The organism is Streptomyces sp. NPDC043738 (assembly GCF_056436545.1).
In genome coordinates this window covers 89,604-116,263 of sequence record NZ_JBWKCJ010000001.1, presented here as the reverse complement: position 1 = coordinate 116,263, position 26,660 = coordinate 89,604, and the positions used below count along the sequence as shown (strand labels likewise).

Genomic DNA, 26,660 nt, shown 5'->3' with positions numbered 1-26,660 from the left:
CGGCGGTGGCTCAGCGGCTGATGCCGACCGTGTGGCCGTAGGTCCGCGGATCGGCGAGGAAATCGAGCATGGCGCGGGCCACGTCGGCGCGGGCGATGGACGCTCCGGCCGGGCCGGCTTCGACGGCGTGGCGGTAGCGGCCCTCGCCCGGCTTGTCGAGCAGGCGGGGCGGGCGGACCGCGGTCCAGTCCAGGCCGCTGCCGCGCAGTACGGCCTCCATGCGCTCCAGGTCGGTGTACAGCTCCTTGAGGACCGCCCACAGCAGCGGCCCGAACACCCGGTGGCTGACGAACGGCTGGCCGGTGCCGGCGCGGTTGAGCGGGCCCGCGCTGATCATGAGCACGCGCCGTACGCCGGTGGACTTCATCGCCTCGACCACCGCGCGGGCCGAGGTGGAAGCGGGCCGCAGCGGGTCGTGCCGGCCGACCTGGCCCATGCCGGAGAGCACCGCGTCGGCCCCGTCGACCACGGCCTCGACGGAGGCGGCGTCGAGCGCGTCCGCGCGGACGACGGTCAGGCGGTCGTGCCGCTCGGTGAGCTTCTCCGGGCTGCGCAGCGCGGCGGTCACCTCGTGTCCGTCGGCCAGCGCGTGGCGGACGAGGTACCGGCCGACGCCGCCCGACGCGCCGAGAACGGTGAGCTTCATGCCTCTCCCGGGATGAGTGGGTGTCGCGTGGATGCGGGATGCACACGCCAGGTGAGTGGGTACTCACTCACCGAGGAGTGTGAGTGAGTACCCACTCACCTGTCAATGTAGGATCGGGGCCATGCCCCAAGACGCCGCCGCTCCGCTGACCGGAGGCGCCCGCACGCGCGCCCGCATCCTCGACGCCGCCGCCACTCTGATGGCGACCGTGGGGCTGACCCGCACGACTACGAAGCAGATCGCCCGGGAGGCCGGGTGCTCCGAGGCGGCGCTGTACAAGCACTTCCGCAACAAGGAGGAGATCTTCGTCCGGGTGCTGCACGAGCGCGCCCCGCGGTTCTCTACGGCGCTGGAGCAGCTGCCGGACGTCGTGGGCGACGAACGCGGCCCGGCCGGGCACCTCCAGGAGGTGGCGCTGGCGGCCGTCCGCTTCTACCGGCGTGCCTTCCCGATGGCGGCGTCGCTCTTCGCCAGTCCGGAGCTGCTGGCGACGCACCGCCGCAAGCTGGACGAGCTGGGCACCGCCGGGCCGCAGAACGCCAGCCAGCATCTGGCCGGCTACCTGCGGGCCGAGCAGGCGCTGGGCCGGGTCTCGTCCACCGTCGACCCGCACGCGGCCGCCACACTGCTCATCGGGGCCTGCTTCCACCGGGCCTTCCTCGACCTGTTCTTCGGCACCGAGGCGCCGGCCGGCGCACTGCTGCCCGAGACCGAGGAGGAGTTCGCGGCACAGACCGCACGGGCCCTGCTCGACGGCCTCACCCCGCGGACCTAGGAGCGCCTTCGCCTGCCCCACCGGGGCACCCCCGTGGCACAGGGCTCACGTCAGCCGCACGCCTCCGCCGGGAACAGCGTGTCCGCTGCCTCGGACCGTTCGAAGGCGAGCAGCCGGCGCTTGCGGTCCAGGCCGCCGCCGTAGCCGGTGAGGCTGCCGTCGGCGCCGACGACGCGGTGGCAGGGGACGATGATGCCGATCGGGTTGCGCCCGTTGGCCAGGCCGACCGCACGGGCCGCCGACGGCGCCCCGATCCGTTCGGCGAGCTGCCCGTACGAGAGCGTCTCGCCGTACGGGATGGTGCACAGCGCCGCCCAGACGCGGCGCTGGAACGGCGTACCGCGCAGCGCGAGCGGCAGGTCGAAAGTGGTCGATTCGCCGCGGAAATAGGCCCGGAGCTGGGCGATCGCCGCGGCGAACGGCGGCTCGCCGGGGTCCGCCGGGCTGCCGAAGGTCTCCTGGGGCGGGCGATGGCGCTGGTCGGTCATGTAGAGGCCGGTGAGCGCCTCTCCGGCGGCGACGAGGGTGAGGGGTCCCACCGGGGTGCCGGTCAGGACGGTGTGGGTGAGGGGGGCTGCGTCGTCCCGGGGTTCGGGTGTGTGCACGGTCATGGCTGCGGCTCAGTTCGTCGGGAGGTGGTTGATGGGGTGGTCGTCGGTCGCCCAGAGGTACTGGACGGCGTAGGCGCGCCAGGGGCGCCAGACCGCGGAGTGCCGCACCAGGGCCGCCAGGGTGTGCGGCAGGCCGAGGCCGGCGGCCGCGCGACGCAGTCCGAGGTCGGTCGGGGTGAAGGCGTCCGGGTCGCCGAGGCCGCGCATGGCGATGCATTCGACGGTCCAGGGACCGACGCCGGGCAGCGCGGCGAGCTGGGCGCGGGCCTCGTCCCGGTCGCTGCCGACGCCGAGTCGCAGCGCTCCGGAGCCGAGAGCGGCGATGACTCCGGTGAGCGTGGCGCGGCGGGTGCGGGGCATGGCCAGGGACTCCGGGTCGAGCTCGGCGAGCGCGGCGGCGGACGGGAAGAGGTGGCCAAGGCCGCCGCCCGGGTCGTCGACCCGCTCGCCGTGGGCGTGCACCAGCCGTCCGGCGTGGGTACGGGCGGCCGCGGTGGAGATCTGCTGGCCGAGGACCGCGCGGAGGGCGAACTCGGCGGCGTCGACGGTGCGCGGGACCCGCCGGCCGGGCGCCTTGGCCACCAGCGGCGCCAGCTGCGGGTCCTCCCGCAGCAGCCCGTCGACGGCTTCCGGGTCCGCGTCGAGGTCGAGCAGCCGGCGGCAGCGGGCGATGGCGCCGGCCAGATCGCGCAGGTCGGTCAGGGCTAGCCGGCAGTCGATGTGGTCCGGCCGGGGTGCGAGCGCGACGATGCCGTGCCCGTAGGGGAGACGCAGGGTGCGGCGATAGGCGCCGTTGCGCCACTCCTCGACGCCGGGGACGGCGGTGGCCGCGAGATGCCCGAAGAGGTTGTCGGGGTTCAGCGGCTGCCGGAAGGGCAGTCGCAGCGCGAGCGTGCCGGGGACCGCCGCGCGCGGGCCGGGCCGGGCACGCTGGCGCAGTTCGGTCGGGGAGAGCGCGAAGACCTCCCGCACCGTCTCGTTGAAGGTGCGGATGCTGGCGAAGCCGGCGGCGAAGGCGACCTCGGCCATCGGCAGCGCGGTGGTCTCCACCAGGAGCCGGGCGGTCTGTGCGCGCTGGGCGCGGGCCAGGGCGAGCGGCCCGGCGCCCAGCTCGGCCAGCAGCTGCCGCTCGATCTGCCGGGTGCTGTAACCGAGCCGGGCCGCGAGGCCGGGCACGCCCTCGCGGTCGACGATGCCGTCGGCGATCAGCCGCATGGCGCGGGCGGTGAGATCGGCCCGCTCGTCCCACTGCGGTGACCCGGGGCTGGCGTCCGGGCGGCAGCGTTTGCAGGCCCGGAACCCGGCCTGCTGGGCGGCGGCGGCACTCGGGTAGAAGCGCATGTTCTCGGGCTTGGGCGGCACCACGGGGCAGCTGGGACGGCAGTAGATACGGGTGGTGAGCACCGCCGTGTAGAACCAGCCGTCGAAGCGGGCGTCCTTGGACTGCACGGCGCGCAGACAGCGCTCGGTGTCGGTGTGCATGCCCCCAGGATTGCCCAGGGGGCGGGCCACGGCTGGCGGAAATCCGACATCAAGGTCGGGTGACCAGGACCGGCCCGGGTCACCCGGCCTCAGGTGTTCCGTTCGCCGCGAAGCGGTCCAGCGCCCCGATCACCTCGTGCCGCATCGTCCCGCTCCCCTTGTGCCCCGCGTCGTGGACCACGATCAGCCGGGCGGTGGGCCAGGCGCGGGCCAGTTCCCAGGCGGTGTGCAGGGGCGTGCCCAGGTCCTGGCGGCCGTGGACGAGCACGCCGGGGATGCCCGCCAGCCGCCCGGCGTCGCGCAGCAGGGCGCCCTCCTCCAGCCAGGCTCCGTGCGAGAAGTAGTGCGAGCAGATCCGCACCAGGCCGAGCCGCGCCTTCGACGGCCGGTCGCGGTAGGGGTTGGCCGGGCCGGACGGCTCCAGGGAGAGCACCGCGTCCTCCCACGCGCACCAGTCGGCGGTGGCCCGCTCCCGGACCGCCGGGTCGGGGTCCGCCATCAGGCGCGCGTACGCACCGACGACGTCACCGTCCCGGTCCGTCCCGGGCGCACCGGCGAGAAAGCGTTCCCACTGCTCGGGGAAGAACCGGCCGACACCCCGGTAGAGCCAGTCGATCTCCGAGCGCCGGGTCGTGGTGACGCTGGGGATGACGATCTCCGACACCCGCTCGGGGTGGCGTTGCGCGTACGCCAGGATCAGCGTCGAGCCCCAGGAGCCGCCGAACAGCAGCCAGCGGTCGATGCGCAGGTGGTGGCGCAGCCGCTCCATGTCGGCGAGCAGATGGTCCGTCGTGTTGTGCCGCAGGTCCGTGGCCGGATCGCTCGCGTGCGGGGTGCTGCGCCCGCAGCCGCGCTGGTCGAAGAGGACGATCCGGTAGCGGTCCGGATCGAAGTACCGGCGCGCCCCGGTGGTGCACCCCGACCCCGGCCCGCCGTGGACGACCAGGGCGGGCTTGCCCTCCGGGTTGCCGCAGACCTCCCAGTACACGAGGTTGCCGTCGCCGGCGTCGAGCATGCCGGTGTCGTAGGGCTCCAGTGGCGGATACAGCTCACGGAGCGTCTCTTCAGAGGGCGTTGACACCTGCGCGTCGACCATGCCGACAGGGTGTCATGCCGTCGGTACGGGCCGGTGGCGGACCACGGCGGCGGGAGGCCGTGGCGGCAGGCGACCATGGCGCCGGGAGAGCTGTACCGCCTGACGCGGCTCCGTCCCCTTGCCGGAGGTGAGTGGCCGTCAGGACTCGGCCAGGGCCGCCTCGTAGGCCTCGCGGGCGCGGTCGTCGAAGACGACGAAGCGGATCTCGTCGAAGGCGTCCGGGGACGCGGCGACCGCGGCGCGGACGGTGGCGACGGCGGTCCGGGCGGCGTCGGCGACCGGCCAGCGGTAGACGCCGGTGGAGACGGCGGGGAAGGCGACGGTACGGGCGCCGAGCTCCGCGGCCACCTGGAGCGACTGGGTGTAGCAGGAGGCGAGCAGGTCGGTGCGGTCCTCGCTGTCGGAGTGCACCGGGCCGACGGTGTGGACCACCCAGCGCGCCGGCAGCCGCCCGGCGGTGGTCGCGACGGCCTGGCCGGTGGGCAGGCCGCGCCCGTACCGCGCGGCACGCAGCGCACGGCACTCGGCCAGGATCTCCGGGCCGCCGCGCCGGTGGATCGCGCCGTCCACTCCCCCGCCGCCGAGGAGCGAGGAGTTGGCGGCGTTGACCACGGCGTCGACGGCCTGTTCGGTGATGTCGCCCTGGATGAGGGTGAGGGAGGTGCTCTTGGCGCTCATGGGATCCGAGCGTAGGGCTTCGGCCGTCGCTGTCCGTGGACTGACGACGGGCCGCGCACAACCGGCGCCCCCACGCGCCGCCGCGCCCTAACGACGGGCCGCGCGCAACCGGCGCCATACGGTCTTGGCCGCGTAATGGCCCGACATCCCATGGACACCCGGGCCGGGTGGGGTGGCCTGGGAGCAGAGGAAGACGGCGGGGTGGGCGGTTTCGTAGGGCACCCGGGTGAGCTTCGGGCGGATCAGCAGACGCAGACCGGCCGCGGAGCCGGTGGCGGTGTCGCCGCCGACGTAGTTGGCGTTGCGGGCGGCGAGTTGCGGCGGTCCGGCGACCGCTCGGGCCAGCACGAGGTCGCGGAAGCCGGGGGCGAAGCGCTCGATCTGCCGCTCGACGACCTCGGTCGCGTCGCCCTCCCAGCCGTTGGGGACGTGCCCGTAGGCCCAGAAGACATGCTTGCCCTCGGGAGCGCGGGTGGGGTCGATCAGGCTGGGCTGAGCGGTGATCAGGAAGGGTACGGACGGGTCCTGGCCACGGCTTGCGGCGTCCAGCGCGGCGGAGATCTCGCCGCTGGTGGGGCCGATGTGGACGGTGCCGGCACGGCGGGCGGCCTTGGCCGTCCACGGCACCGGGCCGGACAGCGCGTAGTCGATTTTGAAGACGCTGGGCCCGTAGGTGACGTCGCGGTAGGCGTTGCCCAGGCCGGCGATGCGGGCCAGCGCGGTCGGGGAGGTGTCGAAGACATACGCACGGGCCGGCGGGAGGTCGTCCAGGCGCTTGACCTCGAAGTCGGTGTGCACCGCTCCTCCGTGGGCGCGCAGCAGCCCGGCGAGCGCGTCGGAGATGGCCTGCGAGCCGCCGCGCGCCACCGGCCAGCCCTTGGCGTGCGCGGCGAGCGCGAACATCAGGGCGATGCCGGAGGTGCCGACGCCGCCGAGCGGGGCGATGGCGTGCGCCGCGAGGCCGGCCATCAGCCCGCGGGCCTTCTCGTCCTGGAAGCGGCGGTTGAGGAGGGTGACCGGCTGCGCCGCGACCAGGCCGAAGCGGGCGTAGGTCAGCGGCTCGGAGGGCAGGCCGAGCCACTGGGTGCGCAGGAAGTCATGGGCCATGGCCTCCCACTTGCCGATGAACGGCGCGACGAGCCTGCGGTAGGTGCCGGCGTCGCGCGGGCCGAAGGACATCGCGGTCTCGCCGACGGAGTGGGCGAGCACGGCGGCCGTACCGTCCGGGAACGGATGCGCCATCGGGAGGTCCGGGTGCAGCCATTCGAGGCCGTAGCGCTCCAGCGGCATCCTGGCGAAGGCGGGTGAGCCCACGCCGGTCGGATGGACGGCGGAGCAGGGGTCGTGGCGGAAACCGGGGAGGGTCAGCTCCTCGGTACGGGCGCCGCCGCCGATGGTGTCGCGGGCCTCGAAGACCTCAACGGACATGCCACGGCGGGCCAGTTCGACGGCCGCCGTCAGGCCGTTGGGTCCCGCCCCGATCACCACGGCATCGAGCATCCTCGGCACCTGCGCCACTCCCCTCGTGTCCGACCCTCGTCGGTGAGGATCAGTTGGCGGCCGCCAGCAGTCCGAGGATACGCCGCGCGGTTTCGGCGTCACGTGCCGCCGTGAAGGGCAGCGCATTGCCGCCCTCGATGCGGAACGGCTGCCCGGCGACCGTGCCGCTGGCACCACCCGCCTCATGGACCAGCAGCAGCCCGGCCGCGTGGTCCCAGGCGTTCTCCCAGCTGAAGGCCGTGGCGTCGAGCTCGCCGCGGGCTATGTGCAGATACTCCAGGCCCGCCGAACCGCAGGGCCGCGGGGCGATGCCCCCGGTCTCCAGCACGGCCAGCACCCGCTTCTGGTCGTCGTCGGTGAAGTCGAAGTGGGAGATGGCGACATCGATGACCGCGTCCGGGGACGGGCTGCCGGCACGCAGCAGTACGCCGTTGAGCCGGGCACCGGCGCCGCGGAGGGCGACCGCCATCAGACCGAGAGCGGGGGCGTACGTCCAGGAGGCCAGCACCTCGCCCCGGTGGGCGAGCGCGACGAGCGTGGCGAAGCCGGGGTCGCCGTGCACGAACTGGCGGGTGCCGTCGACCGGGTCGACTATCCAGACGGGGTCGTCACCGCGCAGCGCCTCGAGCACGGCCGGGTCGGCGTGCACCGCCTCCTCCCCGACCACCCGGGAGCCGGGCAGCAGGGTCGTCAGGGCGACGGTGAGGTGCTCCTCGGCGAGCCGGTCGGCGACCGTGACGAGGTCGTGCGGCCCGTTCTTCTCGACGATGTCCTCGGCGGCGAGCTGGCGGAAGCGCGGCATTATCTCGTCGGCCGCGGCACGGCGGACGGCGGCCTCGACGGCGGCCAGGTCCAGCCCGGTCAGGTCCAGCCCGGTCAGGTCCGGCGAGAAGGGCATCGCGGTGGCATCGGTGACGTTCGTGGTGTCTCCCGACTCTTGGGTACGAAGTGCTTCGATCATGTGTCCATGGAAACATGAGCCACTGACACGGCAGCTGGATCGCAGGTGAACTCCCGGTGTTGCGGAGGGCACGGCGAGGGTGCGCGGGCGGCGGCCGAGCAGCCGGTGGCGCGACCGCGGTGCCCGCGCCGCACCGCCTCAGCGACCGACCGCGTACCCCTGCATCCCCCGGGGATTGGCCGCCGCGAACAGCACCCCGCTCTCCGGGTCGCGGGCCACCGCGCACAGCCGGCCCTCGGACCAGGCGTCACCCACCGTGACCAGATGCCCACGCCGCCGCAGCCCGGCGATGACCTCGTCACCGATCCGGGACTCCACCGTCACGCTCCCCGGCCGCATCCCGCGCGGGAAGAACGAGCCGGGGAAGGAGTCCTGGTGCCAGTTCGGTGCGTCGATGGCGCCCTGGAGGTCGAGCCCGCCGCGGACCCGGCCGCGCAGCGCCACGGCCAGGAAGAAGTGCACCTGCCACTGGTCCTGCTGATCACCGCCCGGCGTGCCGAAGGCCATCACCGGGACCCCGTCGCGCAGCGCGAGGGACGGCGAGAGGGTGGTGCGGGGGCGCCGGCCCGGGGTGAGGGAGTTGGGCAGGCCCTCCTCCAGCCAGGCCATCTGCAGCCGGGTGCCGAGCGGGAAGCCGAGGGCCGGGACCACGGGGCTGGACTGCAGCCAGCCGCCGGAGGGGGTGGCGGAGACCAGGTTGCCCCAGCGGTCGACGATGTCGATATGGCAGGTGTCGCCCCGGGTGGCACCGCTGCGGTCGATCTCGGGCGCGGTCTGTGCGGGGGCGCCCGCCGGGCGGCTCGCGCGGGCGACGGTGGGCTCGCCCGCGCCGCTCGCGGCGCCGGCCCGCGCGTCGCCCCCGTCCGCGCCGGACGCGACCGCCGCCGCATGCCCGCCCAGCCGCGGAGCGCGCCCGTCGGGGCTGCCGGGGCGCAGCGCGAACGAGGCGTGCTCGCCGATCAGCGTCCGCCGCGCGGCGTTGTACCCGTCGCCGAGCAGGGCGTCGAGCGGCACCTGCGCGGCGTCCCCGTACCAGGCCTCCCGGTCCGCCATCGCCAGCTTGCCGCCCTCGATGAGCAGATGCACGTATGCGGGGCTGCCGTACGGGGGCAACTCCTCTGGCAGCAGGGCGAGTTGCTGCAGGAATACCGGCCCCTGCGACCAGCCGCCCGCCTTGGCGACGGTCCATCCGTTCCAGTCGTAGGTGGCGGGCGCCTCGTAGGTGGCGGAGTAGGCCGCCAGGTCGTCTCCGGTGAGCGTGCCGGCGTGCCGTTCACCGGAGGTGTCCATGGCCGGGCGGGCCGCGAACGCGGCGAGCGCCTCGCCGATGAAGCCCTCGCGCCAGATGCGGCGGGCGGCGTCGATCTGCGCCTCCCGGCCGGCCGCGGCGGCCTCGGCCTCCGTGGTCAGCCGGCGCCAGGTGGCCGCCAGCGGCCGGTTCCTGAGCAGCCCGCCCGGGGCGACGGAGGTGCCGCCCGGGAGGTAGAGCTCGGCGGAGGACGTCCATTCCGTCTCGAAGAGCTCCCGCACCGTCTCGACGGTCTCGCCGATCCGCTCGACGGCGGGGTGGCCGTGCTCGGCGTATCCGATGGCGTACCGGAGCACCTCGGCGAGGGTCTTGGTGCCGTGATCGCGCAGCAGCAGCATCCAGGCGTCGAAGGCCCCGGGGACCGCGGCGGCGAGCGGCCCCGTGCCGGGCACCAGGTCGAGTCCGAGCGAGGTGTAGTGCGCCACGCTCGCCCCGGCCGGCGCCGGTCCCTGGCCGCACAGCACCTGTACCGGGCCGTCCGCGGGGGCCAGGATGATCGGCACCTCTCCGGCGGGCCCGTTCAGATGCGGCTCCACCACGTGCAGGACGAACCCGGCCGCCACGGCCGCGTCATAGGCGTTGCCGCCGTCCTCCAGCACGGCCATCGCGGACTGGGACGCCAGCCAGTGCGTGGTGGCGGCCATCCCGAAGGTGCCTTGCAGGGTGGGGCGGGTGGTGAACACGGGCGGCTCCTGTTCCGAGTGGGGTGGCACCTGGGGCCCCGGTGGCGCGCGGGGTGGCCCGACGGTCCGCGGAGGGCTACACCTCCCCTGATCCCCACCTGCCCATTCCCCCGTGCGCGGCCGCCCACCGGGCAGATATTGACGGGACGGCGGGGCGGCGGGCTGCGTACGCTCGCTGCATGACCGGCACCGATGCGTCGCACGACCACCCCGTCCCGGCGTCCCGACGCCCCCTCGTCGCGATCCTGAGCGGCGCCGGGATCTCCACGGACTCCGGGATTCCGGACTACCGCGGGCCGAACGGGCTGTGGCGGCGCGACCCGGAGGCCGAGAAGCTGGTCACCTACGACGCGTACATGAACGACCCGGAGATCCGGCGGCGGTCGTGGCGGATGCGGCAGGAGAGCCCGGCTTTCCGGGCGAGGCCGAACGCCGCGCATGAGGCGGTGGTCCGCCTGGAGCGGTCCGGGACGCCGGTGCGGGTGATCACACAGAACGTCGACGGGCTGCATCAGCTCGCGGGAATGCCCGAGCGCAAGGTGCTCGAACTGCACGGCACCGTGCGGGCGGTCGTCTGCACCCGCTGCCACGCCCGGTCGTCGATGACCCGGGCACTGGAGCGGGTGGCCGCCGGCGAGCCCGATCCGCCGTGCCTGGTGTGCGGCGGGATCCTGAAGTCGGCGACGGTGATGTTCGGCGAGCGGCTCGATCCGCAGGTGCTCGGTACGGCGCTGGGCGTGGCCAAGGCCGCCGAACTCTTCCTCGCGGTCGGCACCACGCTCCAGGTGCAGCCGGCCGCCTCGCTCGCCGGGGTGGCCGCCGAGCACGGCGCGCGGCTGATCATCGTCAACGCCGAACCGACGCCGTACGACGAGCTGGCCGCCGAGGTGATCCGCGAGCCGATCGGCAGCGCGCTGCCCCGGCTGCTGGCGGGGCTGGCGGAGCCCGCCTGAGGCAGGCCCGCGGCGCGGCGGAGGCCGGGGGCGGGCGGCGCTCCCGCCCGCCCCCGGCGCCCGCCGTGTGCCGTCGCCGGCCGTCCGGTTCTCCTGCGGCCCTGATCCACCGGGCCGACGCCGGGGCGGAGGCGCCCTAGAAGTTGATCATGTGTCCGGCCAGGCCGTGCACCGCTTCCTTGACCGCTTCGGACAGCGTGGGGTGGGCGTGGACGTTGCGGGCGACCTCGTGCACGGTGAGGTCCCACTGCTGAGCCAGGGTCAACTCCGGTAGCAGCTCGGTGACGTCGGGACCCACCATGTGCGCGCCGAGGAGTTCGCCGTGCTCGGCGTCGCTGAGGATCTTCACGAAGCCCGTGGTGTCGCCCAGACCATGGGCCTTCCCGTTGGCGGCGAAGGGGAACTTCGCGACCCGCACGTCGAAGCCCTTCTCCCGGGCCTGCGCCTCCGTCCAGCCGAAGCTGGCGATCTGCGGCTGGCAGTAGGTGGCGCGGGGAATCATGGGGAAGTCCAGTTCCATGGTCTCGGCACCGGCGATGGTCTCCGCGGCCACCACCCCCATCGCCTCCGCCGCGTGCGCGAGCATGAGCTTGGCGGTGACATCGCCGATGGCGTAGATGCCCGGTACGGAGGTGCGGCACCGTTCGTCCACCGCGACGGCACCGCCGTCGGTGAGCCGGACCCCGGTGTTCTCCAGGCCGTAGCCCGTGACGTTCGGCTGGAAGCCGATGGCCACCAGCACCTTGCCGGCCTCCAGGGTCTGCTGTGCGCCGTCCTTCGTACGGACGTGCACCTGGACGCGGGGCCCGGAGTCGTCGATGGATTCGACGCGGGTGGCGGCCATGACCCCGATGCCGAGCTTGCGGTACTGGCGGGCCAGTTCCGCCGAGACCTCCTCGTCCTCCAGGGGGGCGATGCGGTCGAGGAACTCCACGAGGGTGACCCGCACGCCGTAGTTGTGCAGGACGTAGGCGAACTCGACGCCGATCGCACCGGCGCCGACGATCACGATGCTCTCCGGCAGCGTCCCGTCGAGGATCTGCTCCTGGTAGGAGACCACCCGGTCGGTGCGGCCGGTGCCGGGCAGCATACGAGGGGTGGCGCCGGTGGCGATGATGCAGTGGTCGAAGCCGACGGTGCTGGTGGTCCCGTCGGCATGGGCCACCCGGAGGCTGGTGGCGTCCACGAAGGTGCCGCGGCCGTCGTATTCGGTGATCTTGTTCTTCTTCATGAGGTAGTGCACGCCCTTGACGCGGCCGTCGGCCACCCGGCGGCTGCGCCGGAAGGCCTCGCCGTAGTCGAAGCGCACCTCGCCGTCGGCCTTGATCCCGAACGTGCCGGCCTCGTGGGTGAAGATGTGGGCCAACTCGGCGTTGCGCAGCAGGGCCTTGGTGGGGATGCACCCGACGTTGAGGCAGACGCCTCCCCAGTACTTCTCCTCGACGACGGCGACGCGCAGTCCCAGCTGGGCCGCCCGGACGGCCGCGACATAGCCCCCGGGACCGGCGCCCAGCACGACGACGTCATAGTGGTCAACCATCGACAACTCCTTGTTTCCCACCCGGGCCGGGGCGCCGGAGTGCTGACCTGAGGACCTCTCAGGCATTCTGGCTCCTCGCCGCCCTGTCCCCATAGATCGACCACGACAGGATCAGGACGGATACTGCTCCCACCGCGCCGGCGGCCGCGAGCACCGCGACCGGCCCGAGACCGGCCAGGACCAGTCCGCCCAGCCCGCCGCTGAGCGAGATGCCCAGGAACAGGCAGCTGCTGTTGAGCGCCACCACCTCGTTGCCGGCGTCGCCCGCGAGCGACAGCAGTCGGGTCTGCAGGGGCGGGTTGAGCGCGCCGCCGAAGATGCCCCAGCCGGCCAGCAGCAGGGCCACCGCGACGACGGAGACGCCGCCCGGCCAGGCCCAGCCGAGGACCGCGAGCAGCAGGGTCGAGGAGACCTGGAGGGACAGGGCGAGCACGATGGTGCGGCCGGCTCCCCAGGAGTCGGCGGCGCGCCCGCCGATCAGGGCGCCGCAGGCGCTGGCGATGCCCATGAGGGAGACCAGGAAGGCCAGTTGGCCGGGGCCGGAGTGACCGAGGTCGTCGGTGATGACCGCGATGTAGCTGAAGGTCATGAAGTTACCGGTGGCGCCGACGACGGTGCCCACCAGGCCCAGCAGCACCGGGCGGTGTCCCAGCGGGGCCAGTCGGCGGCGCAGCGGGATGGCCGGAACGCCGGGCAGCGCGGGCAGGAAGGCCGCCACTCCGGCGATCACCACCAGCGCCAGGGCGCCCACGAAGATCATTGTGGCGCGCCAGCCGAAGGCGCCGGCGATCGCCGTGCCGACCGGGACGCCGACGACCAGGGCCACGGACTGCCCGAAGGTGACGGAACCCAGATAGCGGCCCACGGCCCCCTTGGGCGCCAGTGCGGCGGCGGTGGAGAACGCCGCGGGCATGATCGACGCGCCGGCCAGGGCGGTGAGGATCCGGAAGACCACCAGCACGCCGTAGGTGGGGGCGAGGGCGGCTCCCACGTTCGCCGCCGCGAAGACCACCAGCGCCGTGATCAGCACCCGCCGCCGTGGGTAGCGCGCGGTCCGCAGGGCCACGAAGGGCGCCGATAAGGCGTAGGTGAGCGAGAAGACGGTGATCAGCTGCCCCGCCACGGCCTCCGAGACGGAAAGGCCCCGGGCGATGTCCTTCAGCACACCGGCGATGACGAAGTTGTCGGTACCGGCGGTGAAGGACGCCACGCACAGGCACACCAGCCACAGGGGAAAGCGCCTCGCGTCGGTGGGTGCCCCTTGCGCCGTGGTGGGGGGAGAGGTTGTCACGTGTACTCCTTGGGATCAGGTGCGACCCGCGCGGCGGACCCTTCACCGGACCGCCCGCACGGGCTGAAGTGCTGCCGCTCCCGCCACCGCGCACAGGGCGGCGAGCAGGAACAGCAGGGCATAGTTCTCGCCGCCGCCGACGGCCAGGACGGCGGGCGCGAGCGTGGGGGCCAGGGACTGCGGCAGCGCGGTGGCGATGTTGAAGACGCCGAGGTCCCGGCCGGCCGTGGCGCGGCTCGGCAGGACGTCGGTGACCAGCGCGAGGTCGACGGAGAGGTAGGTTCCGAAGCCGATGCCGGTGATGGCCATGCCCAGGAGGAACAGCGCGAAGGAGTCGGCCAGTGAGATCACCAGCAGACCGAGCCCGTAGAGCACCGCCGCCCCCGCCACGAAGGGCTTGCGCCGCTTGTGCCGGTCGGAGAGCCAGCCGCTGAGCTGGCTGCTGACCACGGTGACGGCGGTCTGGGTGAGCAGGGCCCAGAACACCAGCCGCGGCACCTGCGCGGCGGGGTATCCCAGATGGTCGGAGAGGTAGAACGTCTTGTAGGCGCTGAGCACGGACGTCCCCATGAACATCAGGCAGCGGCTCAGCCAGGCCCACCCGAAGTCGGGGTGGCGCCGGGGGTTCACCCAGTAGCTCCGCGCCAGCTCCCGCACGCCGAAGGGCGGGCGCTCGGTGAGGCGGCGGTCGCGCAGTACGGCGACCAGGGCGAGCACCGTCAGCGCGCCCACCCCGGCCGGCACCATGAACATCAGCACCACCGACGAGGAGACCGCCTGCGCCAGGAAGCTGCCGACCACCAGGGCGACCGACAGGCACAGTCCCAGGACACCGGAGACCGCGCCCCGCCGGCGTTCGGGTATCTGGTCGGGCAGTACGGCGATCAGCGCCGCGAGCACCGCGTTGAACCCGAGCTGGGTCAGGCACCAGCCGGCCACCAGGGTGGCGACGTCCCGGGTCGTCGCGCAGACGAGCAGGCCCGCCAGCCCGGCGGCGAGCCCGCCCACCAGCCAGGGCCGGCGCATCCCGAACCGCGAGGTGGTCCGGTCGCTCAGCCTGCCGAACAGCGGATTGCCCAGGATCGCCAGCACGGACCCGGTCCCCAGGGCCAGCGAGAGCACCGCCTGTTTGTCGTGCGGCGCGATCTGCTGGGCCTTGACCGCGAGAGTGACGGTCACGGGCGTCACCAGCGCGATGTACACGCCGCAGTAGGCCGCGGCGAAGAGTCCGACGAGCAGGGGACCGGCCGTGCGCTCCGGGAGGCGGGCGTCCGGGGCGGACGGGGTCTGCGGCGGTGCGCTCGCGGCTTCCCCAGCGGTCACTCCCTCAACCCCCCGATGCATCGGGATCACCGTATAGGACGGCCATGCACCCCTGATCCGTGGTGAGTTCGAGATCACACAGCGCGATGCGGCGGTAACGGGCCTGCCAGTCAAGCCAGTTGTCGGCGAGCGCCACCCAGACGCCGGTGGCGTGGGTGCCGGGCGCCGCCTCGTGGCGGTGCCGCCCGCGCAGGGCCGGACCGAGGCGCCCGGCCGCCGAGCGGCCCAGCACCACCAGCGTCCCCTGGGGGTCCTGGTCGACCAGGTCGTTGAGCCGGGCCGTCAGCTCCTCGCGGGTCAGCTCCAGGCGGACGTCCTCGGCGTCCCGCAGTCCCAGGCGCCCTTCGCCGCCGAAGGCCAGCAGGGCGCCGGAGTCCACGAGGGGGCGCTCGCCGTGCACGGCGGGGTCGCGCACCGGAAGCGTGGTCTGCTCCAGTACCAGCAGGACGGGCCGCCGGGTGCGCCCGCTGCGCCAGAAGCCGGACAGGATGCGCAGCGCGGTGAAGGGTGCGGCCGGCCCCTGCTCGGAGACCGCGAACCCGTGGGAGTCGTCGCCGAAGAGCAGTCCGGCGTAGGAGGCGGTGACCCCGTAGGGCTGGGAGTCGGGCAGCGCGTGCGCGACGACGACGAGGTCCGCCGAGCGCCCGCGCAGCGACGGGTGGCCGGCCAGCAGGTCGGTCAGGTGCCGGTGGGTGTTCTGCGGTCCGGCGGCGAACTGGTCCAGGTCGGCGGTCTGGTCGAACGCGGCGTACAGATCGCGGTAGAACGCCTGGCTGTGCGGGTTCTCCTCGTGCTGCCGGGCCGGCGGGTCGAGGACGGCCGCGGCTCCTTCCAGGCCGGGCATCACGTGGTCTGCACCCTTTCCAGGTAGTCGATGAAGGTCGCCACGGAGACGAAGTCGTCCATGTCGATCTCCTCGGGGTCGACGGTGAAGCCGACCTCCTCCTCAAGGGCCATCAGCAACTCCAGGATCGACGTGGAGTCCAGATGGAGGTCGTCGAAGAACCTCGTCTCCTCCGACACTCCGGGCACGTCACGCTCCAGGACGCCGCTGAGGGCGGACTGAATGGTGCCGACCATCTGCTGGCGGTCCATCACATCTCCTGCGTTCTCGGTGGTGGGCGGGGTTTCTCGGCCGGCCGGGCGGCTCGGGCCGGCCCGGCGGGCCGGGGTCACACGGGGATCAGCCGTTGCCGGCTCAGCAGGTCCTCCACCGTGTCGCGGACCCGCACCAGATGGGCGCGGCCGGCACGGACCATGACCTCGGCGGGGAATCCGTGGCTGAGGAACAGCCCGGGGGAGGCGGTGGGGCCGTAGGCCCCGGACCGCTCGACCCCGATCAGGTCGCCGGGTTCGAGCGGGGGAAGGAGGACGTTCTTGCCGAGCACGTCGTTCGGTGTGCACAGCGGACCGGTGACCGTGTAGGGCTGCTCGCCGCTCCCGGCGGGCCGGGTCAGGGCGCGCAGGGGGAAGTTGCGTCTGACGAAGCTGCCCACGCCGACGGCGGCCATGTGGTGGTGGGTGCCGCCGTCGGTGACGGCGAAGCGGGTGCCCATCGACTCCTTGACGTCCAGGACCCGGCTGACGTAAGTGCCGCACCGCGCGGTGAGGTAGCGGCCGAGTTCGCAGATCACCCGGGAGCCGGGGTGTGCCTGGAGGAAGCCGTCGATGACGTCGTCGGTGCCGGCTGCGAGGGCCGGCAGGTCCAGGTCCGTCTCGTTGTCGAAGTAGGCCACCCCGAACCCGCCGCCGATGTCGACGATCTCGCAGGGCAGGTCCAGTTCGGCGGCGAGCTCCGCCGCCAGCCGCAGGATCTCCCGGGTGTTGTGGACGATGTCCTCGTGCCGCAGGAAGCGGGTCCCCATATAGGCGTGGAAGCCGCGTATCCGCAGGTGCCGCAGGTCCCGCAGCAGGTTCCGCTGCCCTCGCAGCCCGGCGGCGTCCATGCCGAACTGGCGGGGCTTGCCGCCCATCGACAGCCCCGAACCCTTGGTGGTGAAGTCCGGGTTGAGGCGCAGCAGCACCGGCACGTCGGTGCGGCCCGCGTCCCGTGCCGCCCGTTCCAGCCGCTCCAGTTCCGCCGGCGACTCGCAGACGACGGCACGCAGATCGGTGCGTACACAGGCCTCGATCTCGCGCGGGGACTTGCCGGGCCCCAGGAAGATCACGTCCCGCGGCGCGATGCCGGCCCACAGCGCGGTCCTGAGTTCCGCCAGCGAGGAGACCTCGGCGCCGGAGCCCAGCGCGCCGAGCACGGCGCACACGCTGACGTTCGGGTTGGCCTTGAGGGAGAAGAACAGGTCCACGCCGGGGTGGAGCAGCCGGCGGACCTGGAGATAGTCGCGTTCGAGGACGTCGGCGTCGTAGAGGAAGAAGGGGGTGCCGAACTCCTCGGCCAGGTCCGTGACGGCGATGCCCTGCACCGTCGCTGGTGTGTCCGGCATCCGTCAGCTCCCCCGGTGGGTGAAGACCATGGCGGCGAAGGTGGTGCCGACACCGACGGAGGCCATCAGGTAGTGCCCGCCGGGCACCAGGCGCCCCTCGGCCTTGAGGGTGGTGTAGTTCAGCAGTACGTCGGAGGCGAAGCAGTGGCTGAACCGGGGGATGTTGTCGAGGTAGGTCCGCTCCCGGGGGAAGCCCATCGCCTTGATGGTCTGGCGCCACGACATCATGTTGACGTTGTGCGGGATCAGCAGGTCGATGTCGTCGAGCGTCAGGCCCGCGTCGGCGACGGCCTTGCGCATCACGTCCGCGAACCGGTCGGGGTAGATCTGCCCCAGCTCGGCGGCCTTCTCCTTGCCGAGGCGGACACCGTTGGCGTACGCGCCCAGAGTGCGCGTCACATACGAGCGCACGGGGTCGCCGGGGCCGTCGACGGCCACCAGGCAGGCCGCCGCGGCCTCCCCCATCAGCGCGGTGTCCGGGACGAGTTGGACACCGGGCGTGAAGGACTTCTCGCCGGTGACCACCAGGGCCCTGGCGTCCGGGTCGCCGTCCGACCGGAGCAGCTCTCCGGCGATGTCGATGGCGGCCATGCCGCTCGCGCAGTTCTGCTGGGTGACGGCGAAGGCGACGGCGTGGTCCAGCCCGAGCTCCTTGCGCAGGACCCGCGCGGGGCAGATGCCGTGCGGGGCGATCTGCTGGGTGGCGTGGCCGAAGAGCAGGTACTTCACCCGTTCCTTCGACGGCAGGGCGTCGAGGACCCGGCGGGCCGCGGGCAGCACCAGTTGGAAGAGGCCTGCCGCGGGGTCCTGGCGCAGCTCCTTGAGTCCCTGCATGGTGGTGAACAGGCGCACCTTCGACGGGTTGAGCCCGAGGGGTTCCGCCAGGTCCTGCACCGTCACCGTGCGCTCCGGTGTGTGCGCGGCGATGTCTTCCAGTGTGACGAGGGAGTTCGTCATGTGTGGTGTCCTCGTCAGTTGGCCCAGAACGGGAAGGCGTGGTCGAGGAGGAAGTCCGGGCCGCCGCGGTCGGCGCGCACCTGGGCCTCGAAGGGCGCCCACCACGCGCGGTTGTCGCGGTACCAGTCCGTCGTCAGGCCCACCCCGTCCCACAGGTCCGTGGTGGGCTTCCACCCGGTGGCCTCGGTCAGGTGGGCGGAGGTGGCCACCAGGGAGCTGCCGCGGCCGTCGTCCTGGGGCACGTCCCGGGTCACGAACGAGCCGCGGCCCGCCGTGCCGATCACCGCCTCCGCCGCCTCCTCCAGCGGGGTGTGGCGGCCGGCGGCGAGGTTGAAGGTCTCGCCCCAGGGCCCGTCCTCGGCGAGGTCGAGCAGCACGCCCACGGCGTCCTGGACGGCGAGGAAGTCCCGCAGGCGGCCGGTGACGGCCTCCGACTCGATGCCGAGCAGCGCCTGGGCGGTGATGCGGGGGATGATGCGGTCCGGTGCCTGCCACGGTCCGTAGAGGTTGGTCAGCCGCACGGTCGTCGACACGGTGTCGTAGACGTGCTGGTAGGACTCGGTGAGGCTCTCGCAGGCGATCTTCGATGCGGCGTAGGGGGACAGCGGCCGCAGTGCGCTGGACTCGGTCAGCAGGTCGCCGTCGTTGCCTCCGTACACCTCGATGGAGGAGGCGAAGAGCAGCGGGATCCGGCGCAGCCGGGCCGCTTCCAGGACGGCGGACATGATGCCGATGTTGTTGGTGAAGGTCCGCTCCGGGTGGTGGAGCGAGAAGTCCACCTGCGGCAGGGCCGCGAGGCTGATCATGACGTCGCAGTCGGGTATCCGGGCGCCCGGCTGCGACAGGTCCAGGAAGTGGCAGTCGGCGCGGTCCAGGAGGCCGGAGGCGTCCAGGCGCCCCAGGCGGTCGCTGACGTCGACGAGAGTGAGGCGGTGTCCGCGCTGTTCGGCGGCGAGTGCGAGGTTCGTGCCGACGAATCCCGCGGCACCGATGATCGCGATGTTGAGTGTCACGTCTTCCCCGTTCATCAGGAGAGTGGCCAGGTGTGGCCGGGCGAGGTCAGGTCTGCGGGTGCTGCGGCCCCCGGCGCAGGCGCCGCTCGACGAGGTCGGCCGCGGCCGGCGCGCCGCCGGAGGCGCGGATCTCCTCGCGCAGCCGGTGCAGCCGGGTGGTGAGCCCGGGGCGGGCGAGCAGCTCCTCCAGTGCCGTACGGACGGTGCCCCCGGTCAGCTCGTCCTCGTGCAGGCGCCTGGCGACGCCGAGTTCGACGAGCCGGTCGGAGATGAAGAACTGGTCGGCGCCCTGCGGGAGGGTGAGCATCGGCACCCCGTGGCTGAGCGCTTCGACGGTGCCGCCCATCCCGGCGTGGGTGATGAAGGCGTCGGTGTGGGCGAGGACGTCGAGCTGGGGCAGCCACTCGTGGACTTCCACGTTGTCCGGGATCGGGCCGAGCGCCTCGGCGGCGACGAACTTGCCGGTCTGGAGCACGACATGCCAGTCGGAGCCGGCGAACGCGGCCACCAGCCGCCTGTAGATGTCCGGCCGGTTGGTGAACGTCGAGCCGAGGGAGACGAGCACGGTGCGCCGGGCGGCGGGCGGGGTCCAGGCCGCGGTGTCGCCGCGCGGCCCGAAGCACGGTCCGACGAAGGAGAAGCGGGAGGCGTCGACCTTGTCGGCGTGCGGTTGCAGGGTCCGGGTGATCGAGGCGATGCCCTGCTCGGGAACGAGCCCGAAGTCCGCCACCGTCAGGTCGACGCCGTTGCCGGCCAGCCACCGGGAGAAGCGGTCCCGCAGGCGGTGGGCGGCCGGGTCGTCGAGCAGGCCGCGGTACACCGCCGCGATGCCGTTGTCCTTGCCCTGGTAGGGGACGGCGAACGGCCAGAAGTTGAGGGTGGGGATGCCCCAGCGCAGGCCGAGGACGCGCGCGCCGTAGGCGAAGACGTCGTAGACGATCGCGTCCGGGCGGTCGGCGTCGAAGGCCCCGGCGAGCTGGGGCAGCGCGGACTCGGCCTCGTCCAGCATGGCCGAGACGATCGCGGTGAAACCGGTCAGCGACTTCGTCGCGTCGTCGTCGGCGCGCCAGGCCGAGCGGTAGGGGACCGGGCGGGCTCCCGTCGCCTCGACCAGGGGGGCGAACCGCTCCGGCACCGCGTAGCTCACCCGGTGGCCCCGGGAGACGAGTTCACGGGCGACGGGCAGCGTCGGGAGCACATGGCCGTGCAATCCGATATTCGTGAAGGCGATGTGCGACTTCGAAGTCAATTGCGGGCTCCTCGCGAACTCGTCGTTACTGCGCGGTAGGTCGTAGTGAATCGTGGAGAACAGTGGATGCCACGGCCTCCCTTTGCCGCCCAGAGCGCTTCGCGGAAAAATCGGTGAGGGAAGAGCCTGCGTCCCTACAGTGCATTCACAAGCACCTTTGGATACACCCGGAGAGCCGATTCTTTCCGGCAGTCGGGGCGCCGGGGCCAGCGGTGGCAGGCCGCCCGGCGCTGCCTGCGGTGACTCTCGATCCGCCGGAAAACCCGCTGGGCCGCCGGATGGCAGCAACCTGAACTATGGGTTTCGTCACATTGACAGTGCAGCGCCGCCTTGTGAAGCTGCATTCGCCTCGGGGGATTCATTCTGCGAACTCACGGACGCGTTTTTCAGCTATCCACATGCGCTCGCCTCCCCCGCGGCGCGGGGCCCCGGTTATTCGGGTCGACCGCATACGGGGAAGGGTTTTGTGGGGGATTATGTATTCCAGAAGCAGAATGCTTTGCCAAATTCCTTCGGAAAGCGCGCGGCAGGCTGTGCGTAGTCCATTACGCCGTGCCTCGACGGCCACCTCGAAGAGAACCGGCGGTGCGTCCCCCCGGGCCGCGCTCCGCTCGTCGTGATGCACCGCGCGGTGACCGCCGACCGCTGGCGGCGGGAGCACACCGTCCACGCCGACGGTACGGAACTGGCGGTGTGGGGGCGGCGGGAGGACCCGGAAACCGGGGTGGCGCCGGCGCCCCATGTGGTGCTCGTCCACGGCTTCGAGGAGAGCTGGGACAGCTGGAAACCGCTGCTGGAGCACCTTCCGCGGACGGTACGGGCATCCGCGCTCTCGCTGCCCTGGCGGGCCGGCTCCGCGCACACCTGGCCCCGCCACGGGGACGCCGCCACCTGGCTGTCGCGCGCGTTCGACGCCCTGGACCGGCCCCCGGACCTCGTCGTCGCGCACTCCTTCGGCGCCTGCGCCCTGCTCCAGCTGCTCGCCCGCGACCCCGCCCACCCCTACGGCGACGTCCCGGCCGCCTTGGTGGCACCCGTATGGCGGGTCGGTGATCCGTCGCTGACCCCCGAGTTCTTCGCCGAGGCCAGGACCCGGTTCCGGCACACCATCACCGAGGGCCTGCGGGTCCAACTCCACACCCGGGGCCGCACGGTGAACGGCGAGCTGCTGGGCATCATGGCCGGCAAGGTGCTCGAGCGCGTCGAGCCGGAGGGTTTCCTGCAGTTCTATCTGGAGCTGGCCCGGCTGCCCGACCTGCCGGTCGAGAGGATCACGGCGCCCCTGCTCGTGGTCAGCGGCCTGGGTGACACCGCCGCGCCGGGCGGCGACCTCGAAGTGCTGCGCGGCCGGGCCCGCGACGTCACCGTCCACCGGGCCCCGGACCTCGGCCACTTCTGCCAGACCGAGCAGCCGGCCCAGGTGGCCGAACAGCTCGCCGACTTCCTTCCGATGCTCCGACTTCCCCACTCAGCCGAGGAGATGAGGACAGCGTGACCTCCCCACAGGTAAGGGAATACGACGTAGCCATCAGCGGTGCCAGCATCGCGGGGTGCACCGCCGCGGTCCTCCTGGCCCGGGCCGGCGCACGGGTGGCCCTGCTCGAACGGCGCTCCTCACCCGAGGCGCACAAGGTCCTGTGCACGCACTACCTCCAGCCGTGCGCCTACCAGGTGCTCGACGACCTGGGCGTCTCCCCCCTGCTGCGCGAGGCCGGCGCCATCGCCAACCAGGCGCGCTGGTACACCCGTTGGGGCTGGATCGAGCCGCGTCCCGGCCGGGACGGAGTCCCCCTGGCGCACGGCTACAACGTGCGGCGCAGCACCCTCGACCCGCTGCTGCGCTCCTACGCCGCCGACCGGCCCGGGGTCGATCTCCTCTCGGGGCACACCGTCACCGCGCTGCTGCGCGACGGATCGCGCGCCGCGGGTGTGCGTACCAGCTCCGCCGAGGGCGAGCAGGAGATCCGGGCGCGCCTCGTGGTGGGGGCGGACGGGAAGGACTCCACCGTCGCCAAGCTCGCCGGGGTGCGCGAACGGGTGCACCGGAACGACCGGTTCAGCTACTTCGCGCACTTCCGCGGGGTGCGGATGGCCCGCGAGGAGTCGCACTGCTGGTTCCTCGAACCGGACGTCGCCTATGCGATGCCGAACGACGACGGGGTCACCGTCATCGCCATCATCCCCGACAAGAAGCGGCTGCCCGCCTTCCGGGCGGACCTCGAGGGCAGCTTCCTCGACTTCGTCGGCCGGCTGCCCGAGGCCCCCGACCTGAGTGCCGCCGAACGCGTCTCGAAGATCGTCGGCACCACCAACTACCCGCTCGTCAGCCGGCAGGTGACCGCGCCGGGTCTCGCCCTGATCGGTGACGCGGCCCTGACCGGCGACCCGCTGTGGGGGGTCGGCTGCGGATGGGCGCTCCAGTCGGCGCAGTGGCTCGCCACGTCCGCCCGCGCGGCCGCCGTCTCGGGCAGCCGGGAGGCCATGGACCTGGCGCTCGACACCTACCGCCGGCGCCACCGGCGGCGCTTGCGCGGCCACCAGTTCCTCGCCGCCGACTACGCCAAGGCCCGCCCCTTCAACCCCTTCGAGCGGCTGATGTTCTCCGCCGCCGCCCGGGACGAGTCGATGGCCCGCCATATGCACCTGTTCGCGTCCCGGCTGATCGGCCCGGCGCGCTTCCTCAGTCCCACGGCCCTCGGCCGGGCCGCCGCCGTGAACCTGCGGCACCGCAGCGCGTGAACCCGCCGAATCCCCCGAACCCCGAGGAGCAACCATGACCACGCCCCACCCCGCCGTGACCGAGGAGCAGGCCCGGCAGCTGCGCGAGATCGTCCTCGACGTCCTGGAACTGGAGCCCGAGGAGCTGACCGAGACCAGCCACTTCGTCAACGACCACGAGGCCGACTCCCTGCTGGCCATCGAGATCCTCGCGCGCATCGAACAGGACCTCGACGTCGAGATCCCGCAGGACCAGCTCCCGGAGATGGTCAACCTCACCGGTGTACGGGACGTCTTCGCCCGCAACCAAAAGGGTGCGGGGCGGTGACCCGGACCGCGACCCGGCCGGGCCGGCGCGTGGTGATCACCGGGCTGGGGGCCGTGAGCAGTGCCGGTATCGGCGCCGACGACTTCACCGCGGCCATCCGGGCCGGCCGGTGCACCACCGGCCCGATCACCGGTTTCGACGCCGGAGGCTTCCCCCACCGCAACGCCGGCGAGGTCAGCGGCTTCCGTCCGCGGGAGTGGCTGTCGCGGGTCGATCCCGAGCGGTGGGGCCGCAGCAGCCAGTTCGCCGCCTCCGCGGCCCGGCTGGCCGCGCGCGACGCGGGCCTGGATCCCGAGGATCTGGCCCGCGCCCGGGCGGGCTCCGTCATGGGCACCACCAGTGGCGAGTCGGCCGCCGTCGAGCAACTGGTCGCCGAGTGGCGCGGCGACGGGCTGAAGTCGCTGACCCCGGCCGTGGTCCAGTCGGTTCCGGCGGGCCGGATCGCCGCCGCCGTCAACACCGAACTCGGCCTGGAGGGCGAGGCGTTGACCCTCGCCACCGCCTGCTCGGCCAGCAACTACGCCCTCGGCTACGCCTGCGACATGGTCGCGCAGGGCGAGGCCGACTACATGTTCGCCGGCGGCGCGGACTCGGTGAACCGCTGGGCGCACGCCGGGTTCTACCGGCTCGGTGCCCTCGCCGACGAGGTCTGCCGCCCCTTCGACGCCGAACGGGCCGGCATCCTCACCGCCGAGGGCGGCGTCGCCCTGCTGGTGGAGCCGTACGAACGGGCGGTCGCGCGGGGTGCCCGGATCTACGCCGAGGTCCTCGGCTACGGCCTCAACTGCGACGCCGACCACATGGTGCACCCCAACGCCGCCACCATCGCCCGCTGCATCCGCCAGGCCCACGACAACGCCGGTGTCACCCCCGGGCAGATCGACTACATCTGCGCCCACGGCACCGGCACCCGCACCAACGACGCCACCGAAGTCGCCGCGGTCCGCGAGGTGTTCGGGTCGGGCATGCCGCCGATCAGCTCGATCAAGTCGATGATCGGCCACACCATGGGGGCGGCCAGCGGCTTCGGGGCGCTGATCTGCTGCCGGGCCCTGTACGACGGCTTTCTGCCGCCGACGGCCAACGTCGCACGAGTGGACCCGGAGCTGGGTCCCGGCGTCGACCCGGTGCCGGGCACGGCCCGGCCGGCCGCACCTCGGGTGGTCCAGAACCACGGTTTCGCCTTCGGCGGCAACAACGCCATCGTCATCCTGGGGAAGGCCGCATGAGCACCGACACCGCCCGACTCCCGCTGTCCACCGCCGACCTCGTCCCGGCACCAGCCACGCTGGCCGTGACCTCCGCCGCGGCCCTCTCCCCCGCCGGATTCGGCAGCGCCGCGCTGACCGCCGTCCTCGCCGGGACCCACAGCGCCGGCACCGCGACCGCCGAGGAGGACCTGCCGGACCTCGGCGGACAGACCCTTCCGCCGCGGCCCGTGCGGGCCGTCCCCCCGCTGCCGTACGAGGAGCTGCTCGGCCGCAAGGGCCTGCGCAACCTGGACCGTACGACCCGGCTCGCCCTGGTGGCGTGCGACATGGCGCTCGCGTCGTACCCCGGGACGGTCAGCCCGGGCGCGGGCGTGGTGATGGGCACGGCGACCGGCTCGGTGCGCAGCTCCGGCGAGTACTCGCTGCGCACCCTCCAGGCCGACCGCCCCTACCTGGTCAACCCCAGCCTCTTTCCCAACACCGTGATGAACTGCGCCGCCGGCCAGGTCGCCATCCGCAACGGACTGCACGGCGTGAACGCCACCGTCGCCGGCGGGGCGCTCGCCGGCATCCAGGCGCTGCGCTACGCGCGCAACGCCATCCGGCAGGGGCAGGCCGAATGCCTCTTGGTGGCCGGTGCGGAGGAGCTCAGCGCGCAGAGCGGCTGGGGCTGGCAGCGCTCCGGCGCGCTGCGGCCGGACTTCCCGCTGGGGGAGGGCGCCGCCGCCCTGGTCGTCGAGCCGGAGGAGCGGGCCCGCGCCGAGGGCCGGCCGGTCCTGGCCCGGGTGCTCGCCGCCGAAGTGGGCTTCGCGCCCCGTGGGCGCCGCACCGCGGCCCTGGCCGGGTGCATCGGCAGGGCACTGGAGCGCAGCGGGGTCGCGCCGGCCGACGTACGGTCCGTGGCGCCGGGGGCGACGGGGCAGGTCGGCGTCGACCGCCTCGAACTGCGCGCCCTGCGCCAGGCGCTGGGGACCTCCGGCCTCCCGTCGGCCCTGGACGTCCGGCGGGCGGTGGGCGAGACCTTCAGCGCGACGGTGCCGCTCCAGCTCGCCGCGCTGGTGGAGACCTGGCGGCAGCCGGGTGCCCAGCCCGGCGAGGCGGCGCTGATCACCGCGCTGGGCCACGACGGCTCGGTCGGCTGCCTCGTGGTGCGCGCTCCCGCGGCCGCCGCGGTCCGCACCGATCCCAGGTGAGACGACGTCCCGACGAAGCACGGCACTTCGGGCGGCGGCTGCGCTCCCCCAGCGATCCACCACCTCTTGTGAAAGGACATTCCATGTCACCGTCGCTGACGGAGCGGTCCGATGCCACCACCCTCGCCACCGCCGACCTCATCGAGGCCTGCCGTGAGGGGAGTCAGGCGGCCTGGGGGGCGCTGGTGCGACGCTTCTCGCCTCTGGTGTGGGCGGTCGCCCGCTCGCACCGGGTGAGCAGGACGGACTGCGAGGAGGTCTTCCAGCAGACCTGGTTGCGCGCCTACCAGGGGCTGCACACCCTGCAGTCGCCCGAGCGCTTCGCCGCCTGGCTCACCACCTGCGCCAAGCGCGAGAGTCTCAAGCAGCGCGAACGCGCGCTGCGTTATGTGCCCGTGGGCGGGCCGGAGGTCTTCGACCGGCCCACCGCCCCGGACTCCGGCCCGGAGAACGCGGTGCTCTCCAGCGAGCGCAGAGACGAGGTCCTCGACGCCCTCGGCCGGCTCTCGGCCCGGGACCAGGCGCTGCTGGGCATGCTCAGCGCCGACGAGGAGTGCAGCTACGACGAGGTGAGCCGCCGGCTGGGGGTGGCGCGCGGGTCGGTCGGCCCGCTGCGGGCCCGGGCGCTGCAGCGGCTGACCAAGCAACTGGCCGCCGCGTCCGCGGAGTCCGCCGTGCGGTGAACCGGCGCCGCCTCGG

General features: G+C 73.1%; 25 protein-coding genes. 8 read left to right on the top strand and 17 right to left on the bottom strand.

The window, feature by feature from the left end:
* Positions 1-10: 10 nt before the first annotated feature.
* Positions 11-646: an NAD(P)-dependent oxidoreductase gene (locus AC0680_RS00525; protein WP_478623556.1), complete on the bottom strand. Its 636-nt coding sequence runs from the start codon at positions 644-646 to the stop codon at positions 11-13.
* A 121-nt stretch (positions 647-767) separates the two neighbouring features.
* Between AC0680_RS00525 and AC0680_RS00520 the strand changes: the two genes are divergently transcribed.
* Positions 768-1,421, top strand: coding sequence for a TetR/AcrR family transcriptional regulator (locus AC0680_RS00520; RefSeq protein ID WP_478623554.1), 654 nt, complete (start codon positions 768-770; stop codon positions 1,419-1,421).
* Between the two features lie 50 nt (positions 1,422-1,471).
* Here AC0680_RS00520 and AC0680_RS00515 read toward each other — a convergent pair whose 3' ends face one another.
* From AC0680_RS00515 to AC0680_RS00485, 7 genes are all read right to left on the bottom strand, one after another.
* Entirely contained in the window at positions 1,472-2,032 is a 561-nt protein-coding gene (locus AC0680_RS00515) for a methylated-DNA--[protein]-cysteine S-methyltransferase (RefSeq protein WP_478623552.1), read from the bottom strand.
* Positions 2,033-2,041: 9 nt separating this feature from the next.
* Positions 2,042-3,514: an AlkA N-terminal domain-containing protein gene (locus AC0680_RS00510; protein ID WP_478623550.1), complete on the bottom strand. Its 1,473-nt coding sequence runs from the start codon at positions 3,512-3,514 to the stop codon at positions 2,042-2,044.
* Positions 3,515-3,593: 79 nt separating this feature from the next.
* A complete protein-coding gene (gene pip, locus AC0680_RS00505; RefSeq protein WP_478623548.1) occupies positions 3,594-4,610 on the bottom strand; it encodes a prolyl aminopeptidase in 1,017 nt (338 codons plus the stop codon).
* 138 nt (positions 4,611-4,748) lie between these two features.
* Entirely contained in the window at positions 4,749-5,288 is a 540-nt protein-coding gene (locus AC0680_RS00500) for an O-acetyl-ADP-ribose deacetylase (protein WP_478623546.1), read from the bottom strand.
* 87 nt (positions 5,289-5,375) lie between these two features.
* Entirely contained in the window at positions 5,376-6,788 is a 1,413-nt protein-coding gene (locus tag AC0680_RS00495; protein ID WP_478623544.1) for a phytoene desaturase family protein, read from the bottom strand.
* A gap of 49 nt (positions 6,789-6,837) precedes the next feature.
* The gene (locus AC0680_RS00490) at positions 6,838-7,749 is read right to left on the bottom strand and encodes an inositol monophosphatase family protein (RefSeq protein WP_478623542.1); all 912 of its coding nucleotides are present in this window, start codon (positions 7,747-7,749) and stop codon (positions 6,838-6,840) included.
* A gap of 138 nt (positions 7,750-7,887) precedes the next feature.
* The gene (locus tag AC0680_RS00485) at positions 7,888-9,741 is read right to left on the bottom strand and encodes a gamma-glutamyltransferase family protein (protein ID WP_478623540.1); all 1,854 of its coding nucleotides are present in this window, start codon (positions 9,739-9,741) and stop codon (positions 7,888-7,890) included.
* 179 nt (positions 9,742-9,920) lie between these two features.
* Here AC0680_RS00485 and AC0680_RS00480 point away from each other — a divergent pair, with 179 nt between their 5' ends.
* Complete coding sequence (locus AC0680_RS00480; RefSeq protein ID WP_478623538.1) at positions 9,921-10,694, top strand: SIR2 family NAD-dependent protein deacylase; 774 nt, start codon at positions 9,921-9,923, stop codon at positions 10,692-10,694.
* Positions 10,695-10,830: 136 nt separating this feature from the next.
* On the opposite strand, the gene lpdA is transcribed toward AC0680_RS00480, so the two are convergent.
* The 9 genes from lpdA to AC0680_RS00435 all read right to left on the bottom strand — a co-directional run bounded on the left by lpdA (position 10,831) and on the right by AC0680_RS00435 (position 20,511).
* Positions 10,831-12,234: a dihydrolipoyl dehydrogenase gene (gene lpdA / locus AC0680_RS00475; protein ID WP_478623536.1), complete on the bottom strand. Its 1,404-nt coding sequence runs from the start codon at positions 12,232-12,234 to the stop codon at positions 10,831-10,833.
* 58 nt (positions 12,235-12,292) lie between these two features.
* Positions 12,293-13,525, bottom strand: a complete 1,233-nt coding sequence (locus tag AC0680_RS00470) for an MFS transporter (protein ID WP_478623534.1) — start codon at positions 13,523-13,525, stop codon at positions 12,293-12,295.
* Positions 13,526-13,567: 42 nt separating this feature from the next.
* Positions 13,568-14,848: an MFS transporter gene (locus AC0680_RS00465; RefSeq protein ID WP_478623532.1), complete on the bottom strand. Its 1,281-nt coding sequence runs from the start codon at positions 14,846-14,848 to the stop codon at positions 13,568-13,570.
* 4 nt (positions 14,849-14,852) lie between these two features.
* Entirely contained in the window at positions 14,853-15,692 is an 840-nt protein-coding gene (locus tag AC0680_RS00460) for a hypothetical protein (RefSeq protein WP_478623530.1), read from the bottom strand.
* Positions 15,692-15,943 (bottom strand): acyl carrier protein, encoded by a 252-nt coding sequence (locus tag AC0680_RS00455; RefSeq protein ID WP_384436271.1) that lies wholly within the window; start codon positions 15,941-15,943, stop codon positions 15,692-15,694. The genes AC0680_RS00460 and AC0680_RS00455 overlap by 1 nt, the downstream gene beginning before the upstream one ends.
* A 77-nt stretch (positions 15,944-16,020) precedes the next feature.
* Complete coding sequence (locus AC0680_RS00450; protein ID WP_478623527.1) at positions 16,021-17,292, bottom strand: type III PLP-dependent enzyme; 1,272 nt, start codon at positions 17,290-17,292, stop codon at positions 16,021-16,023.
* 3 nt (positions 17,293-17,295) lie between these two features.
* Positions 17,296-18,249, bottom strand: coding sequence for a 3-oxoacyl-ACP synthase III family protein (locus tag AC0680_RS00445; RefSeq protein WP_478623525.1), 954 nt, complete (start codon positions 18,247-18,249; stop codon positions 17,296-17,298).
* A 14-nt stretch (positions 18,250-18,263) separates the two neighbouring features.
* A complete protein-coding gene (locus AC0680_RS00440) occupies positions 18,264-19,277 on the bottom strand; it encodes an NAD-dependent epimerase/dehydratase family protein (RefSeq protein ID WP_478623523.1) in 1,014 nt (337 codons plus the stop codon).
* A 31-nt stretch (positions 19,278-19,308) separates the two neighbouring features.
* Positions 19,309-20,511 carry a macrolide family glycosyltransferase gene (locus AC0680_RS00435; protein WP_478623521.1) on the bottom strand — a complete coding sequence of 401 codons (1,203 nt, stop codon included), beginning with the start codon at positions 20,509-20,511 and terminating at the stop codon, positions 19,309-19,311.
* 619 nt (positions 20,512-21,130) lie between these two features.
* Here AC0680_RS00435 and AC0680_RS00430 point away from each other — a divergent pair.
* The 6 genes from AC0680_RS00430 (at position 21,131) to AC0680_RS00405 (ending at position 26,644) form a co-directional block, all read left to right on the top strand.
* Positions 21,131-22,006, top strand: coding sequence for an alpha/beta fold hydrolase (locus AC0680_RS00430; RefSeq protein WP_478623519.1), 876 nt, complete (start codon positions 21,131-21,133; stop codon positions 22,004-22,006).
* Positions 22,003-23,250, top strand: a complete 1,248-nt coding sequence (locus tag AC0680_RS00425; RefSeq protein ID WP_478623517.1) for an NAD(P)/FAD-dependent oxidoreductase — start codon at positions 22,003-22,005, stop codon at positions 23,248-23,250. The genes AC0680_RS00430 and AC0680_RS00425 overlap by 4 nt, the downstream gene beginning before the upstream one ends.
* 34 nt (positions 23,251-23,284) lie before the next feature.
* Positions 23,285-23,557: an acyl carrier protein gene (locus AC0680_RS00420; protein WP_478623515.1), complete on the top strand. Its 273-nt coding sequence runs from the start codon at positions 23,285-23,287 to the stop codon at positions 23,555-23,557.
* Positions 23,554-24,786 carry a beta-ketoacyl-[acyl-carrier-protein] synthase family protein gene (locus AC0680_RS00415; protein WP_478623513.1) on the top strand — a complete coding sequence of 411 codons (1,233 nt, stop codon included), beginning with the start codon at positions 23,554-23,556 and terminating at the stop codon, positions 24,784-24,786. Before AC0680_RS00420 ends, AC0680_RS00415 begins: the two co-directional genes overlap by 4 nt.
* Positions 24,783-25,961, top strand: coding sequence for a beta-ketoacyl synthase N-terminal-like domain-containing protein (locus AC0680_RS00410; protein WP_478623511.1), 1,179 nt, complete (start codon positions 24,783-24,785; stop codon positions 25,959-25,961). The genes AC0680_RS00415 and AC0680_RS00410 overlap by 4 nt, the downstream gene beginning before the upstream one ends.
* A gap of 83 nt (positions 25,962-26,044) precedes the next feature.
* Positions 26,045-26,644 (top strand): RNA polymerase sigma factor, encoded by a 600-nt coding sequence (locus AC0680_RS00405; protein WP_478623509.1) that lies wholly within the window; start codon positions 26,045-26,047, stop codon positions 26,642-26,644.
* Positions 26,645-26,660: the final 16 nt, after the last annotated feature.

What these genes read in the sequence shown, in the direction of transcription:
- AC0680_RS00525 (WP_478623556.1), bottom strand. Translation starts at nt 646, where the DNA reads ATGAAGCTCACCGTTCTCGGCGCGTCGGGCGGCGTCGGCCGGTACCTC.
- AC0680_RS00520 (WP_478623554.1), top strand. Translation starts at nt 768, where the DNA reads ATGCCCCAAGACGCCGCCGCTCCGCTGACCGGAGGCGCCCGCACGCGC.
- AC0680_RS00515 (WP_478623552.1), bottom strand. Translation starts at nt 2,032, where the DNA reads ATGACCGTGCACACACCCGAACCCCGGGACGACGCAGCCCCCCTCACC.
- AC0680_RS00510 (WP_478623550.1), bottom strand. Translation starts at nt 3,514, where the DNA reads ATGCACACCGACACCGAGCGCTGTCTGCGCGCCGTGCAGTCCAAGGAC.
- pip (WP_478623548.1), bottom strand. Translation starts at nt 4,610, where the DNA reads ATGGTCGACGCGCAGGTGTCAACGCCCTCTGAAGAGACGCTCCGTGAG.
- AC0680_RS00500 (WP_478623546.1), bottom strand. Translation starts at nt 5,288, where the DNA reads ATGAGCGCCAAGAGCACCTCCCTCACCCTCATCCAGGGCGACATCACC.
- AC0680_RS00495 (WP_478623544.1), bottom strand. Translation starts at nt 6,788, where the DNA reads ATGCTCGATGCCGTGGTGATCGGGGCGGGACCCAACGGCCTGACGGCG.
- AC0680_RS00490 (WP_478623542.1), bottom strand. Translation starts at nt 7,749, where the DNA reads ATGATCGAAGCACTTCGTACCCAAGAGTCGGGAGACACCACGAACGTC.
- AC0680_RS00480 (WP_478623538.1), top strand. Translation starts at nt 9,921, where the DNA reads ATGACCGGCACCGATGCGTCGCACGACCACCCCGTCCCGGCGTCCCGA.
- lpdA (WP_478623536.1), bottom strand. Translation starts at nt 12,234, where the DNA reads ATGGTTGACCACTATGACGTCGTCGTGCTGGGCGCCGGTCCCGGGGGC.
- AC0680_RS00460 (WP_478623530.1), bottom strand. Translation starts at nt 15,692, where the DNA reads ATGCCCGGCCTGGAAGGAGCCGCGGCCGTCCTCGACCCGCCGGCCCGG.
- AC0680_RS00455 (WP_384436271.1), bottom strand. Translation starts at nt 15,943, where the DNA reads ATGGACCGCCAGCAGATGGTCGGCACCATTCAGTCCGCCCTCAGCGGC.
- AC0680_RS00450 (WP_478623527.1), bottom strand. Translation starts at nt 17,292, where the DNA reads ATGCCGGACACACCAGCGACGGTGCAGGGCATCGCCGTCACGGACCTG.
- AC0680_RS00445 (WP_478623525.1), bottom strand. Translation starts at nt 18,249, where the DNA reads ATGACGAACTCCCTCGTCACACTGGAAGACATCGCCGCGCACACACCG.
- AC0680_RS00440 (WP_478623523.1), bottom strand. Translation starts at nt 19,277, where the DNA reads ATGAACGGGGAAGACGTGACACTCAACATCGCGATCATCGGTGCCGCG.
- AC0680_RS00430 (WP_478623519.1), top strand. Translation starts at nt 21,131, where the DNA reads ATGCACCGCGCGGTGACCGCCGACCGCTGGCGGCGGGAGCACACCGTC.
- AC0680_RS00420 (WP_478623515.1), top strand. Translation starts at nt 23,285, where the DNA reads ATGACCACGCCCCACCCCGCCGTGACCGAGGAGCAGGCCCGGCAGCTG.
- AC0680_RS00410 (WP_478623511.1), top strand. Translation starts at nt 24,783, where the DNA reads ATGAGCACCGACACCGCCCGACTCCCGCTGTCCACCGCCGACCTCGTC.
- AC0680_RS00405 (WP_478623509.1), top strand. Translation starts at nt 26,045, where the DNA reads ATGTCACCGTCGCTGACGGAGCGGTCCGATGCCACCACCCTCGCCACC.